11 protein-coding genes are annotated in these 15,611 nt (G+C 44.4%); 4 read left to right on the forward strand and 7 right to left on the reverse strand.

Translation table 11 applies throughout. From position 1 onward, the window contains the following. Positions 1–14: 14 nt before the first annotated feature. On the reverse strand, positions 15–1,949 hold the full coding sequence (locus JKP82_RS16775; protein ID WP_258544420.1) for an extracellular catalytic domain type 1 short-chain-length polyhydroxyalkanoate depolymerase: 1,935 nt from the start codon (positions 1,947–1,949) through the stop codon (positions 15–17). Between the two features lie 174 nt (positions 1,950–2,123). Between JKP82_RS16775 and JKP82_RS16780 the strand changes: the two genes are divergently transcribed. Together JKP82_RS16780 and JKP82_RS16785 are read left to right on the forward strand one after the other, a co-directional pair. After that, complete coding sequence (locus JKP82_RS16780) at positions 2,124–2,609, forward strand: GNAT family N-acetyltransferase (protein WP_159531376.1); 486 nt, start codon at positions 2,124–2,126, stop codon at positions 2,607–2,609. Then, positions 2,594–3,142, forward strand: a complete 549-nt coding sequence (locus JKP82_RS16785; protein ID WP_159531378.1) for a GDSL-type esterase/lipase family protein — start codon at positions 2,594–2,596, stop codon at positions 3,140–3,142. The genes JKP82_RS16780 and JKP82_RS16785 overlap by 16 nt, the downstream gene beginning before the upstream one ends. Positions 3,143–3,204: 62 nt before the next feature. On the opposite strand, the gene JKP82_RS16790 is transcribed toward JKP82_RS16785, so the two are convergent. The 6 genes from JKP82_RS16790 to JKP82_RS16815 form a co-directional block, all read right to left on the reverse strand. Then, the gene (locus JKP82_RS16790) at positions 3,205–4,680 is read right to left on the reverse strand and encodes an AMP-binding protein (protein ID WP_218397913.1); all 1,476 of its coding nucleotides are present in this window, start codon (positions 4,678–4,680) and stop codon (positions 3,205–3,207) included. A 6-nt stretch (positions 4,681–4,686) separates the two neighbouring features. Then, positions 4,687–5,526, reverse strand: a complete 840-nt coding sequence (locus JKP82_RS16795; protein WP_159531382.1) for a p-hydroxycinnamoyl CoA hydratase/lyase — start codon at positions 5,524–5,526, stop codon at positions 4,687–4,689. A 65-nt stretch (positions 5,527–5,591) separates the two neighbouring features. Continuing rightward, complete coding sequence (locus JKP82_RS16800; protein WP_159531384.1) at positions 5,592–6,989, reverse strand: aldehyde dehydrogenase; 1,398 nt, start codon at positions 6,987–6,989, stop codon at positions 5,592–5,594. Positions 6,990–7,031: 42 nt separating this feature from the next. Beyond that, complete coding sequence (locus JKP82_RS16805) at positions 7,032–8,378, reverse strand: MFS transporter (RefSeq protein WP_201299260.1); 1,347 nt, start codon at positions 8,376–8,378, stop codon at positions 7,032–7,034. A 266-nt stretch (positions 8,379–8,644) separates the two neighbouring features. Then, positions 8,645–9,679, reverse strand: a complete 1,035-nt coding sequence (locus tag JKP82_RS16810; protein WP_159531386.1) for an AraC family transcriptional regulator — start codon at positions 9,677–9,679, stop codon at positions 8,645–8,647. Positions 9,680–9,732: 53 nt separating this feature from the next. Then, positions 9,733–11,358 (reverse strand): tannase/feruloyl esterase family alpha/beta hydrolase, encoded by a 1,626-nt coding sequence (locus JKP82_RS16815; protein ID WP_159531388.1) that lies wholly within the window; start codon positions 11,356–11,358, stop codon positions 9,733–9,735. 706 nt (positions 11,359–12,064) lie between these two features. Between JKP82_RS16815 and JKP82_RS16820 the strand changes: the two genes are divergently transcribed. Both JKP82_RS16820 and JKP82_RS16825 read left to right on the forward strand, forming a co-directional pair. Further along, a complete protein-coding gene (locus JKP82_RS16820; protein ID WP_218397915.1) occupies positions 12,065–14,974 on the forward strand; it encodes a TonB-dependent receptor domain-containing protein in 2,910 nt (969 codons plus the stop codon). 61 nt (positions 14,975–15,035) lie between these two features. After that, complete coding sequence (locus tag JKP82_RS16825) at positions 15,036–15,560, forward strand: DUF3237 domain-containing protein (RefSeq protein WP_218397916.1); 525 nt, start codon at positions 15,036–15,038, stop codon at positions 15,558–15,560. Positions 15,561–15,611 lie beyond the last annotated feature (51 nt).

Raw genomic sequence — 15,611 nt, forward strand, 5'->3', positions numbered from 1 at the left:
TATACCAATAGACATTATACCGATGGGCAAGCCCCCACATACCAGAGGGTATCGTTGTTAGAGTACAGTGTAACGGTCCCCCACGTAGAACCTAACATTGCGTCATCAGACCCATTTGCAAAATAGTCAGGCGCAAAGAGATTACCGGTGCTGTAAGCCCTACCCGCAACTTTATGATAGTAGTTGCTAGTTGTAAACTCGACACAGGAACTGCTACCACCGTTTCCTCCGCCATTGTTACCCCCTCCAGTACTGCAAGATTGTGCAACCCCGAAGCACGACACATCATTGTCTTGCCAAATACAATTGCCGTCGCTTTGTACTGCTTCAGTGAGTTTGAACGTGTCAGTTCCGTACTCCAAATAGCAGGTGGCGTATTCAGTGTATCCCAAACGACCTGCAGAAATGTGCTCGGATAGTGTTGCGGTAACGCCAGCGTCAATGAAGACATTCAGCTGAGTATTGCTCGACAAGCCAGCCGCATCATTGGCCGTTATCGTGATGTTTTGCTGGCCACCAGGCAGATCACAGGCTGTGGCAGAAAAAGACAAACCTTCGATAGTGGCGCTAATATCGCCGGTTGAATAGCTTACGATGACATTAGTAAGATCTTCATTTTCATCGTAAACATCACCAGACACCGCCGCGCATTGACCCGAAACGTTCGCAATTGCATTGGATATAACCGGAGCAATTGGCGGTGGTGGCGGGCCTACTCGCGCCGTTAGCGTTGTTTCTGCAGACACCGCCCCTTCATTATCCACTGCTGTCACAGAAACCACATACAACGCATCTGCAAGTGCAGCACTGGTGATTAAAAAACGGTCATCAGACTGGGGAATCGCTGTATATTGATAAGCGTTTCCTATATTGTCACTAATAAGTACATTGATTTGATCAACGCTTCCCTCTTCATCAACGGCACTACCTTGCACAATTAACTGCCCACCCGATTCCTGCGCGGTTACACCACTAAGTACGGGCGCTTGATTGCGGTCCACTCGCTTATTATTATCAATGAAGAACTGCCCCAAGTAACTAGCGTAGTTAATACCGCTCCCATTGATATAAGAGCCACTGGCACCGTCCCCACCCGACCATGCATGGTCCACTCCGTTTAGCCACAACATAGATACACGCCCTTCTTGCCAGAGAACTTCTTCAGCAGTGCGACCTGTAGCACCAATAATAGAATTGCCCGCTAGTTCAGAAACACCGTATACATCCGCCATCCCTTCAGCATTTTGCCGGTTGTAACAAGTATCAACGGTGGTATCTGCATCACCATGAGCGATGGAGGCAATTTGATCATCGAAGGATGCGGTATAACTCCCGGCATATTGTTGGCAGCGAGTGGCAACATCAGCGTATTCACAACTACCAATAGCACCGCTTGAACTTGTACCTATACTCGGCCCGGCACTGATTCCCATGCCAGCAAACACATCTGGCGCTAAACAAGCCGTGGTATTAGCAAATGCTGCGCCGGACGACAACCCAGCAATGTACACTTGATCAGCATCGATGCCATAGCTGCTATCAGCGGTTAGTGTGTTAGCCAACGACAGTAAATTAGCGTAATCACCTGCACTACGAGATTTAGCGCCCTGCCAATAGGACCAACAGCTAAATCCAGCTTTATTCATTGCATCGGGCACAGCAATTACCATACCGTAACTTTCAGCTGCTTCCTCAAGATTGGCACTGAGGTAAGCGCTTATCGACTGTGTGCATCCGTGTAATACCACTAATAACGCCCGTCCTTCACCAATAGGCGATTGGGTATCGGGGGTATATATGTGCACATTGTTAAATCCGCCTGCAGCAACGTTTTGTTGCCAACTACCAGCACTCACCCCCAGTGAAGTGAATAAACACACCATACTAGCCAACAAACTATTGCCAATAATGCGTATTAACGTAAATCGTTTACCTAATATCATAATCATGCCCTCTCATTTATTACCCACACACTTTAATTTACATATTATTAACCTTTAATTAGCAAAACAGATGTAGAACTTTCGTACTGAGGCTAGCCGTCGGTCATCGAAAAACCGTCGACCGTAGATTCGGTTTAGATAATAATCAGACGATGAAGTGGTTATTTTTGGGGAAAATTCATGATTAGAGAAATCACAAAATTAGATTTTGAGTCATTTTGGCCAACGTTTTATTCGGTAATTCAAGCCCAAGAAACGTATGCGTTTGATCCCAATATGACGCTGGAAGAGGCATATTCCTTGTGGTGTGAAATACCATTGAACGCGTACGTGTTTGTTGAAAGTAACGCTGTTCTTGGTACTTATTACATTAGGCCAAATGCCATGGGTCCGAGTAGCCATATTTGTAATTGCGGTTATATGGTATCACCTGAAGCTAGGGGTAAAGGCATTGCTCGTCTTATGTGTGAGCACTCACAAAAGAAAGCCATTGAGCTTGGCTTTGATGCTATGCAATATAATAGTGTGGTATCGACTAATAATGTAGCTGTTAGGCTTTGGGAAAAGCTCGGTTATTCCATTATAGGTACAATACCTAAGGCATATAAACACGGTCAATTAGGACTTGTTGATAGCTACATTATGTATAAATGGCTGCGCATATAACAAGACCGCCTTTGATGGGCAGTAATGCGCTGAGTCGATTACAGCGCGATGCCTTGTCAAAACCCGGCATTAGCTCCTCAATCGTACTATTGGGTATAAATGACATCGCTTGGCCGGGTACGCCTTTTGCGCCTGAGACGTCATTACCGAATATAGAGCAACTAACCGCCGGATTTACACAGCTTGTTAAGCAGGCACATATGCAAGGCGTCAGCATGATAGACGCAACAATTCCCCCTTTTCAAGGGACACTTGAGGGCACGCCAATTACCCACTATTACAGCGATGAGAAAAATCAGTTACGCCTTGCCTTAAATGAATGGATAAAAACCAGCCAGGCCTTCGATAACGTAATCGATTTTGACAGTATTTTACGATACGCCAACGCGTTAAACCACATCGCACCTGAATATGACTCTGGTGATTATATTCATCCCGGAGAGGCAGGAAACAAAGAGATGGCTTACGGCTTTGAGCTTAACGTACTGAATAATGCACTCTCCAGAAGCAAAAATAGTCCCCAGAACTGGTGACGTTGGCTCAGAACCAATACTATCGGGCATGCTTGAAAATTCAGATAGAAAAGGGCCTGAAATCAGGCCACACTTTCTAATAACACGTGCTTGAGAACTTTACCTGCGCCATTGCGTGGCAACACGTCAAGTACAACAGTAGATTTGGGTATTTTGTATTTCGCAAGGTGCGACGCTAAGTAGTGATTCAACCCTTCAAGATCAAGGCATTTCACATCAGAATTACACACCACAAATAAACAACCAACTTCTCCCCACTTGTCGTCGGGTACGCCAATCATTGCGCATTCAAATACCTGAGGGTGTTTCAACACCACCGCCTCTACTTCAGCGGGATACACATTTTCACCGCCAGAAATAAACATGTCTTTTTTTCTATCAACAACCCGATAGAAACCTTGCTCATTTTGTCGGGCAATGTCACCTGTTTTAAACCAACCGTCAGCAGTGAAACTATTATTAAACAAAGCCGACTTTCGCCAGTAACCTTTGAATAAGTTAGCTCCTTTTACTTGCACTTCTCCAGGTTCCCCAGCTTTCACTATATTACCTTGTTCGTCTAGCAACCGAATAGTCAATCGTGGGGGGCTCGTACCAACGCATCCTGCACTTTGGTCAATTAAGTTAAGCTGGTGCGGCATTCCCAACAAGGAACCTGTTTCACTCATTCCATAACCATCCACTATGGCAATTCCGTCATTTAACCATCGTCGAATTTGCACTTCTGGGTGAGGAGCCCCACCGGTCAGTAATGCCTTCAAATGCTTCAAGTTAACCGGGTTGAAACTCGCTTCTTGTCGAAGCGCATTGGCCATTTGTGGAATACAAAAGTAGTGAGTAATTCCTAACTCGGAATCGGAAAGCCTTTCTAACGTTCGTTCAGGTATAAAACCGTCTGATATAACTAACCTGCCACCGTTGTAGAGTACCGGCCTGACAGATGCAACCAGTCCGATAACATGAAACATGGGGGATTCAGCCAGAAATACACTGTGTTGGTCCACTTCGTAAAGTAACGTAGAATTAAGTACGGTTTCCATCAAGGTAGCTTCAGTATGGATGGCACCTTTAGGCTGTCCTGTCGTTCCCGAGCTATACAGAATTAAACTCGCAGCATCGTCATCAAACGCGATTAAATCTTCCCCGCTAATAGCCGCAGTATCACTAATAAGGTTGTCGATGGGCTCGAATGCTAAACCAATCTCAGCGGCTTTTTCGTCGCCAAAGACTAATGAAGGTTCGCAGTCATCAAGCAAGCTTTCAATTTCGAACAAGGCAAGACGCCAGTTCAAGGGGACAAAGATAGCCTTACACCGTGCACACGCTAAATGTAGGGCTACCACCTCGGCTCTGTTTTTACTCACACAGGCCACTCTATCCCCTTGCTTTATGCCACGTTGTAGCAAATACGCAGAAAACTTACTGACCAACAGATTATATTCGCTGAAGCTCCAACTACGATCGTAAGTAAGGTCTTGCACCGCTAAGCTGTCTGGTCGAAAATTTGCCTGAAATGTCAGAAAGTCCATCTGTGTCATTCTCCCTTATGCGCCTTGCTTTTCTTTGTCATAGGCACCTAAACCTGGCTTGTAAGTTTTGTCGTCGATAAACTGTTTAATTCCTTCTTTTCGCCCGTCATTATCAAAACTGTTCGCCGCTTCTTGTGCACGAATTAGGTAATCTTCAGCGTTATCATAGGTCATTTCTTTCACGCGGCGTATGGCATCTTTAGTCGCTTTTAGTGCAACAGGGTTTTTCGCGAGTAATACATTACAAACAGCTTCTACACGACTTTTAAGTTCATCAGCGGGCAATGCTTCATTAACTAAGCCCCACTCTACCGCAGTTTTTCCGTCAATGTTTTCACCCATCATGGCGTGATACATAGCTTTACGTAAAGGCATTAAGTCTGCCGCTACTTTGCTAGCCCCGCCGCCAGGCAAAATGCCCCAGTTGATTTCACTTAAACCGAAGGTTGCATCTTCACTAGCAAATGCTAGATCGCAGCCGAACAACGGACCATATCCACCACCAAAACACCAGCCGTTTACCATAGCAACGGTAGGTTTTTGATACCAACGCAAGCTGCGCCACCAGCCATAAGCTTCTCTTTGTGCCTGACGTGTCGCGCCTAAGCCTTTACCTTCATTTTCACGAAAGTACTCTTTAAGATCCATACCCGCAGACCACGACGTTCCTTCACCGGTTAGCACGACTACACCAACATCATCACGAAACTCTAATTCATCCAGTACACGCTGCATCTGACGATTCAACTTTGGACTCATACAGTTTCGCTTCTCAGGACGATTAAATTTCACCCAAGCAATATTATTTTCAACTACGTATGCAACCGTTTCTTGTTCAGTTCTTTCAATGCTCACAACATATTCCTCTTGTGCAAATAAACTAATATCAAATTGCTAGCGGGCTTAATGGTCCGCTAGCATTAAATTGGGTAATGGCTCGGTTGGGTTTCAACCGTGATCCAACGCAACTCGCTAAATTGATCAATCCCAGCTTTACCACCGAATCGTCCGTACCCTGACGCCCCCACCCCGCCAAAAGGCATTTGAGCTTCATCGTGAACGGTCGCGCCATTAACATGGCAAATTCCTGAATTAATTTGACCGGCTACCTTCAGTCCTTTTGCAGTATCCTTAGTGAATACTGCAGCGCTTAAGCCGTAAATTGAATCGTTAGATATTTCGATGGCATCTTGCTCATCGGTTGCCCGTATAATGGCAACAACAGGACCAAAACTTTCTTCACTGTAAATCGCCATGTCTTTGGTTACGCCATCAATAACGGTGGCTTTCATCAAGACTGTGTCGCTGGTGCCACCAACGAGTATTGTTGCGCCTTTCGACACAGCATCTTGTATTAAACTATTGACCTTCAGCACAGTTGCCTTATCTACCACCGCCCCTAAAGGCGTATTACCTTCACGAGGATCGCCGGTAGGCATAGTTTCAACTTTTTGCTTGAACTGAGCTGCAAATTCATCCGCAACGGCATCGACAACCACTAGGCGCTCTGTCGACATACAAATTTGTCCTTGATTCATAAAGGCACCAAACGCCGCGGCCTTAACCGCTTCTTCTAAATCGGCGTCCTCCAGTACAAGCATGGGCGCTTTACCACCTAGCTCAAGTAGACAGGGCTTGAGGTTTTCTGCTGCTCGCTTAGCGATAATGCGACCTACAGTGGTAGAACCGGTAAAGTTAATACGCTTTATCTCTGGGCAATCAATAAGCGTACCGACAACTTCACCTGCGTCTTGAGGTGAATTCGTCACAATATTTACCGTACCATCTGGAAACCCAGCTTCTTCTAGCGCTTCGATAATTAACGAGTGGGTAAGTGGACAAATTTCAGATGCTTTTAAGATAACGGCGTTACCACAAGCCAGCGCGGTAGAAATAGCACGAACACCCAAAATGATTGGTGCATTCCATGGCGCAATGCCTAAAATAACGCCGACAGGCACCCGTTGTGCCAATGCTAGGCACCCAGGTTTATCTGAAGGAATAACTTCCCCACTTATTTGTGTGGTAAGTGAAGATGCTTCTCGCAACATCGACACTGCCAAATTTAAATTAAACATTGCCCACCCTGCGGTAGAGCCGGTTTCATTCATCATGGCATTTACAAATGATTCTTGGCGCGATTCTAATGCGAGTGCCGCTTCATTCAATACCGCCCTGCGGGCATTTGGTCCCATTACAGACCAGAGCTTGAAGCCTTGCTGTGCTTTTTGTGCAATAGCTGCCATGTCACTACTTTGCATCGCTACGGCTTCGCTTGCAGGCTCGCCAGTTAATGGGTTAATTCGCTGAAAATTCATATTTTCTCCGCAATTTGTTATCGTATTTGGCCTAGACTTAAGTCAAATCACTGATTTTTTATTAGTTGATAAGGATTTCTTGTTGCTAGTTCGATGTTGAAAAATACCAATACAAAATATGGAAAGTGCAGCGACGAGGGCTCCCGTCCCCATTGCTATAGACACCCCTTGAAGGCTTACACCTGCAGTAAATAGATAACCTGCAACGATAGGGCTTATTGCTGCTCCGCCTCGCCCAAAACCAATCACGACGCCCGTGCCACTGGCACGCACATCAGAAGGGAAGGATTGAGCCATAAGTGCATATAACCCCACTACACCTGCATTGGTGAAAAAACCCGTTGCTGCTGACACCATCGCTAAGCTACTTAATGACTCATAACCGCGACCAAACACTGACACCATCACGAACGCGATAAGCAGCACGCCAATTAACAATTTATGTAACTTAATTTTGTGGGTTAGTAACCCGAGTAATATGGCACCTATCGCACCACCAACGTTGGCCCAAACTAACACCTGTCCAGCTTGCGCGGGTGCAAAGCCCATATCGACTACAAATTTAGGGATCCACTTTAAAATGAAGTAAAAGGTCATGATTTGGGCGAAATAGGCCAGCATCAATAATAATGTCAGCACCCTTAAATCTTTTGAGAGGAGTATCTTGAAGCTTGATTTTTTAACCGTGAGCACCTTTTCAGGCAGTTGCACAATCCCTTGATGCCCCATTCTGGTCAGCGTGGCGTTAATACGCTGCAGCGCATTAGCTGGCTGTTTATTCGATAAATATTCAACTGACTCAGGTAGAAGCCAAGCGACTATCACTAAAAACATCGCCGTAACACTGCCACCAAAAACAAAGATAGAACGCCAAGTATGGGTCTCTAGTAACACTGACACCACTGACCCGCCAGCAATGGCACCGAGGGGATAACCCGTAGCCATAATAATGACGCACAAATGTCTGAATTTTTGATTAGCAAACTCAGCGACCATAGCGTTGGTGGATGCTAGCATTCCCCCAATACCTAAACCGGTAAGAAAACGGACCATTAAAAGGTGATTAACCGTATCTACCATTGCGGCCAAGAACATACCCGACGTCATCAGTATTAAACAAAACTGGATGGTAGGCTTGCGGCCGAATCTGTCCGCCGCATTACCTAGAATAACTGAACCTAATGCCATACCAAACATTTCCATGGCGAGGACAACACCTAGTTCTGCCCGGTTAATACCCCACTCTGCTGCGATGCCTGGAGATGCAAAACTTATTGCTAACACGTCAAAACCGTCTAAAGCATTGAGCGCGATACAAATTATCACGGCGACTATTTGCAGTTGGCTCATAGGAGAATGATTAAGCATGTTCGCTGGACTTTGACCCATCAAGTGTTATCCGTTTAGTTTCGTTATATTTTATAAAAAGGACTTTTCAGATATTGGCTAAGCGATTGCCTTAGTAAGTGTTACATATCTGTAAATCCAGTCGGATTAGATGATAAAGATGTTAATGTTATGTGTACAAATCTTGAATGGCAGATTACGACTAAATAACATGCATAAAATGACATGGTGAAATTTATATCAATTAATATTGCAAACCTTTCCGCTTGTCATAAAAGGCCTAGCAGAAATAAGGGTAAAGATGAGACTTAATATGGTGCAGTACTTTGGTTATATTTGTCTCGATACTGACGTGGAGATTCACCCGTCCAGCTTTTAAACGCTCGAGTGAAAACGGCCGGGTCTGAATACCCCACCTTTTCTGCCACCTCTTTAATGGGCAAAGAATAAAGCGTTAACAGCGTAATGGCTTTGTCGCGTCGAACAAGATCTTTGATTTGTTGAAATGAAGAGCCTTCTTCTTTCAGGCGACGCATGATGGTACGTGTGGTCATGTACAAACTAGCTGCAACGTCGTCAATCGAGGTATTACCAGCAGTAATCGTTCGATTTATAATACGTTTCACTTCTGTCGACACGCTATAATCAGCCTTATACTGGCGGAATAATTCAAGCGGGCAATTATGCATAAAGGACTTCAATGAAGACTCGTTCTGTTTCACCCCAAGTGACAAATAGTGGCTAGGGAAAACTAAACTCAGCGACGCACATTCGAACCGGTGGATCCCTGGAAATAAATAACTGTATTCTCTTGCGTGCTGTGGACTGGGATAATTGAATCTTGTTTCAATCAAAGGAAGTGCATCAGCGATTAACCATGATGCATAACGGTGCCAAGCTAGCAAACACATTTCAGCAAACAAGTGGCCAAAATCGTCTTCTGGAAAAACATTGTTAAATGACATGACAGTCACTTCAGCACCGACATCTACTGAAATAAATTCGAAACGAGTGACCAAATTATAAAAGCGTGCGCCTAATTCTAACGCCTTTTGTAACGTAGGCTGATTAACGGTTAGCTTACCCATCATGTAGTAGGTACCCAGCTCAAGACGTTGAGGCAGCAGCCCCATACTTTCTTCTTTAGAGCCATCCCAGCAGGCTTTTTGAAAAATAGACAAACTCTCTGTTTTTACGCGTATTTCTGGTTTGTCTATGATGTCTTTAGATATGTTTGCCTGCGCCAATAGCGCATCTGCATCTAAGCCAATTTTTTTAGACAAATGATAAAGCGCACTAATATAGTGATTACAACCCGTTCCATATTCGCTTTTATTTCGCATGTCACTTCCAAAGGTTATTAACCGCGCTATTGAACCACTATATTGCCCGTCTATTACTTTGCACTTGCCGGTTTCGATACTTTACAGACAAACGACGTTGCCTTTGAGGTATCACCGAGCCCATCATAAATAGGAATTTGCGGATAAGGACACAGCGGACGACTGATATCAGGCATGGAATCGCCAGTGGCTAGAATGAATTCAGGTGCTTGGTTATGTTCAACCCAATGCTCTAATTGAGTTAGCATATCGAAGTTATCCAGTGCCTTTTCGCCGCCTCGGCAATGTCCCATGCCTGGTACAAAATAAAACTGTGACCATTGGGAGGCTAATTCAGAATTGCCACTATCTTTGCGCATCTGTTGGTAATACTGCAATGTGTCTTTAGCAGAAAACCAAGGGTCACTCACACCATGAAAAAACATGACTTTATGGCCTTTGTGGGCAAAGCTCGATAAATTAGTGAGTAATGCATTGCCTCCTGCTAAAGGAAAATTCTCAGCCAATGCAAGTTGCTTTTCGAGATTGAAATCTTCTTTTGCATACTGACGGCCTAACGGTCCAGCCTTCGCTTGCAACAACCCAGGTACCGACTTTTCCCCACTAGCGCTAATGCCGGTATCAAAATAAAAACCAGGGTAAATTTGTCTACCACTGTCGTATTTAGGCCCTGCGAAAGCTTCATTCAATGCGGTGGCACTCGATGCATCAATACATGCTTTTGCGTCTGAATTGTTACTACAGATAAGTTTTTCTGGTTTGAAGTCGCACGCTTCCACATTAAAAATTAAACCATCTATAAGCCCGTCTTTATAATCGCATTGCGCCAATACCTCTGTCACAATTGCGTGTTGCTGCGCCTTCGAAAAAGGGGTTGAATTGGGTATACTACTGGCTTGATGCAGGCGCTTGGCCGACCATAGGTCTGCTACCTCTGAGTAATTGGTTTGCCTAGCTGGCGCTCCCACTATCACACCATTGAATAGCTCTGGCTGACGTTGCGCCATGGTGAGCGCTTCACGTCCTCCTGTAGAACAGCCAACAAAATATTTATTGTCAGGCGGCGCTTGGTAAACATCCTCGACAATCTGTAGGGCCAACGCCGTCGATTTTTCAATCGCACCCGAGTAAAAATTTAACAGTGAAAGTTGATCTTCGAAAAAGGTAGTATCGAATCGGTTTTTGCTTTGATGTCCACTGTCGGTAGTGGCTACCGCATAGCCTCTAAATACGGCTGGTGTATCTCCTGCTGCCAGTGCACCCAATGGTTCTCGAATAAAGCCATTTAGACCTCCGCCGCCTTGAAATAAAAACTTTCCATTCCAATCATCTGGAAGCGATAAACCGAAACCAATGGCATACGGCGCGTTATTTACACCCTTTCTTTGTTCAAAATAACCACTTATTTTGCAATAGGGTTTAAACGATTCCCGTTGTAATTGTCGCAGCTTATGTTGCTGTGGAGGAATGCCATCGACATTTTTTACGTACGTAGCCTCTGTAATCTCTAACGCAACCCGACTATTTTTCGTATTGATTAAGGCTGCACAACGCTCTGCGCCAGTTAGAATAGTAGGATCATTTGTAATGCCTTGCGGTTCGATTGATTGCGTTGGTGCACATGCACTTACTATCACGGTCCCCAATAAGGCAGAAGCAACTAGCGTAGGTATATTCACAAAAATCTTCTCATCATAATTTATGGGTCGATATAGCATTTGAGCTATCTGTTGAAGGCGGTTGACCACCCGCTCCATCCTCTTTTTTACCAAATCACGCGGTATCTGAGGCCAAGCAATAAATATGTTAATTGTTTGTATATTATTTAACATGGCACAGAATGACAATTAATGTGACATATCACGCCAAAACCAATTTTATGCACATAAATTGAAAAAGCGTTCTCACCTAAATGCTGTTGTGCTTTTATAAGGTATTAGTACCTCATTGAATATTATTAAACGATTAAAAACGCTGCGTGACATTATTTGACGTATGGATTTACGTAATTACCTATAGTTACAGTAACTTAGTAGGAAATTACTAATATTTATACCTTCCTATTGTAAGCGCTGTTGCTGGTATAAAAGGCGAGCTACGCAGCGCTATACACCGCATTGACCGATTAACTTTCGTCAACGAGAGCCCCTTACACTTTGCATAAAATACTAATTGTCACTAAATGGCAATTATTTAGTCATTTTTTGCCATTTCATTAAATCCGCACGCCATTAACATCTTCACAACAAATTAAACACTTAAGCAACATTCAAATATTTGCCATCAATTCTATAAAACGAGAATACACCGTGAAGTTAGTGCTCTTAGTTTTTTATAGATGTAGACGAAACGATTAGGAAACATAAGCATTACAAGGGGAATGCAATGACTAAAAAGCACACAAAAACAAAACTAGCGGTCTTATTAAATATCTTGTTAACGCCTGCCATGGTGCAGGCACAAGTCCCATCAGATCAAACAGCGGCTGACGAATCAGTTGTTGAAACCATAGAGGTTACCGGCACTCGCATAAAGCGCAAAGACTTGGTCTCCTCCAGTCCAACCATCTCAACTTCTGCTGAAGATTTTGCTGTGTCTGGTGATGCCACTATAGATAACTACCTTCGCCAACTTCCTCAGTTTCAACCAGGGACGGGGAACTTTAGTAATAGTAGCTCCGGCGGAACGGTTGGGCAATCTACGTTAAACCTTAGGGGATTGGGACCTCAGCGCAATCTAGTGCTACTCGATGGTCGACGCTTGCAGTCTTCAAGCGCCAATAGCGCCATCGATATCAACACATTACCTTCAAATGCAATTGGCGGTGTTGAAATTGTCAGCGGAGGTGCATCAGCGACCTATGGTTCTGATGCAATGTCTGGCGTGGTGAACTTTAAAAGTCGTCGAGATCTCGATGGTATTGAAGTTACCGCCAAGTTGACGCAGCCTAAAGATGGTGACGGATTAAGCACACTGTATGGGTTAGCCTATGGCAGTGATTTTGCCGACTCCCATGGTAACGCTTTTATTAGCGCAGAATATGTAGATCGCAAAGGGATATCTATTCAAGAAAGGCCCTTCTTCTTAGAACAGAACCCTAGTGGCTTCACCCCTTATAGCCGCACACTCCCGGATGTAGCCCCTAGCCAAGCTGCCGTTGATGCGTTATTTGCCTCGTATGGTATTTCAGGTGTAAGCAATAGAAGTTTTTTCGGTGTTAATGATGACAATACAATATTTGCCGTTAGTGGCGGCAGAGCGACTAACTATAGAGGACCAACAGACGCGCCTTTCATTAAGACCGATAGTTCGTTTGGTTATCACCCAGGGTATAATAACTATGTTCAAGTACCGTTAGAGCGCACAGCCATTTTTGGTAAAGCGGACTATACCTTAGATAATGAAATTACGGCTTATGGTCATTTTCAATATTCAAACAGTGAAGCCCAAAATATTGGCTCTGAACCAGTTCTTGCTGCACCTTGGAGCGTATTCGTTCCGGTTACTAACCCCTACTTAGCGCAAAATGAAGCGCTCTCTACGTTGCTAGCTTCACGCAACACGCCAGATGCCCCAGTTGAATATCAAGTGCGATTTGGTGCGGCTGGCCCTAGAACTTACAATACTGAGTCTGAGGTATGGCAAGGTTTGGTAGGACTTAGCGGGTATATCGATAGCCGTGATATGTCCTGGAATATTCACGTATCGCAAGGTCGCACAGTTAATAAAGACCAAACGACTTCAGGCTCAGTTAGTTACACCGCAATGCAAGAACTTGTTGATGCGCCAGATGGCGGCGATAGTATTTGTAGCGGTGGGTATCAGGTTTTTAATGGCTTAAGCCAAGTTTCTGACGAGTGTTTAGCCTATATTTCCAGAACACCACTTAACACCACCACTTTAGAACAGACCGTTGTAGAAGGTTTGCTTGAAGGGATGTTGATGGAGTTAGATGCTGGTGAAGTGCGCTTCGCATTAGGCGCCCACTATAGAAAAAATTCATACGAATTTAAACCTGATGATGACATTGCCGCGAACCGTTTAGCAAGCCTTTCAGCTTCGCAGTATACGGAAGGTAGTATTGATATTAAGGAGATATCCGCTGAAGTATATGTTCCTTTACTAAGTGGACATGAATTTGCGGAATCACTTAACTTAACACTAGGTTATCGCTTCTCTGAATACAATTTGGCTGGCACCGCAAATACTTACAAGGCAGAGTTAGATTGGCGTCCAATCAGTAATGTGTTATTACGCACAGGCTACCAGAGTGCTTTACGTGCTCCTAACGCTGAAGAGTTCTTCAATGCAGGAACACAACAAGTATCTGGAATTGGCTCGCCGAACAGTGGTAGCGGCGATCCCTGTGACTATCGTCACCCCGGCCTTTCAGGGGAGAATGCCGAAGCAATTGCTAATTTGTGCATAGCAACCGGGCTTAACCCTTCTCTACTGGGGCGCTTTCGTCAGCCTTCAGATGCGTTAGTAACTACTACCTATGGCGATAGAACATTGTCTCCAGAAGAGGCTGACTCTATTACCCTCGGTGCAGTAATAGAGTCACCATTTACCGAAGCGTATTTGAAAGATATGTCCTTAACGGTGGACTTCTACAGTATTGAAATAGATAAAGCAATTGCTGCTATTCCAGCAGATCAATCGCTGGCCAAATGCTACAACTTAGACGGCTCTAACCCTTCATATGACACTGAAAACTTTTTCTGTCAGCAGTTTGAGCGCCAGTCCAGTGGTATCTTTTCGTATGTAAATCAACCTTATTTGAATCTAGGTGGCTATAAGACGAGTGGTCTCGATATTTCTTTTAATTGGTCGTTGCCAGCCAGTTTTATTAGCGACTCAACTACCATTGAAATTATGAGTTTTGCAAACCATTTGAATAAGTTCGAAACCGCTGTATTTGAAGACAGTCCATATCAGGATTTTGCAGGCACAATATCTAATTCAGAAAGCTACCCTGATTGGAAAGTGATGAACAGCATCACCCTAAATCATGATGTATTTTCTCTAACAGCAAGATGGCGCTATACATCAAGTATGGATGATGTAAGCGTGGTTAATAACCCAGAATCTGATACCGCAGGCAGCGATAGCTATAGCTATATTGATTTATCAGGTAGCTACCAAATAACAGAAAACTTGTCTCTTAGAGGCGGGGTGAACAACCTCACAGACAAAGAACCACCTGTCATTGGCGGCTCTGTAGGTGTGACCAACCAGGGCGTATTTGACGCAATTGGTCGCACTATGTATTTACAGGCTTCACTCAAAATTTAGGTCGCTGTGTTAGTAACAGTACAGGGCGCATGCAGCGCCCTTTTTTTATCGGAGAAAGTGCATGAGAACCTTTGCATTATTTTTATCCTTACTATTTTCATTAATAGCTCATTCTTCCCCACACACTGACAACGACCTTCCCCTCATTAAATCACCCTCCCCTTTACCGCAGATCGCCGCCGAACCGGTTTTGGAAATAAACGTATTATTGGGTGACAAAGTCGATGTGGGCAATACCGATGACGGCCATCGCTACATAGTGCCCATAACCGGAGGCAGCTTTCAAGGGAACGATATCCGCGGCCATGTTGTGCCGGGGGGGGCTGATTGGCAAGTTGACCGGCCCGACAAGGTGAAAAACATTGAGGCGCTGTATACGATTAAAACCCATGATGGCACAACTATTATTATTCACAACAAGGGGATAGTGCACCACCTTACCGGAAGTCGTTATGCGTTTACGCGCCCTGTGTTTCACGCCCCAAAGGGTCAATACGACTGGCTAAATACGTCTTTTTTTGTGGGAACCATACAGTCGCGACATAATCCACGGTCAGTAGTAATTAGCGTTTATGAAGTACGCTAATTCCACACCAACCTAAATGTATCTCAACACGCTACACATATAAAAAAGGGC

It is taken from the genome of Alteromonas lipotrueae (assembly GCF_019249215.1).
Classification (GTDB): domain Bacteria; phylum Pseudomonadota; class Gammaproteobacteria; order Enterobacterales; family Alteromonadaceae; genus Alteromonas; species Alteromonas lipotrueae.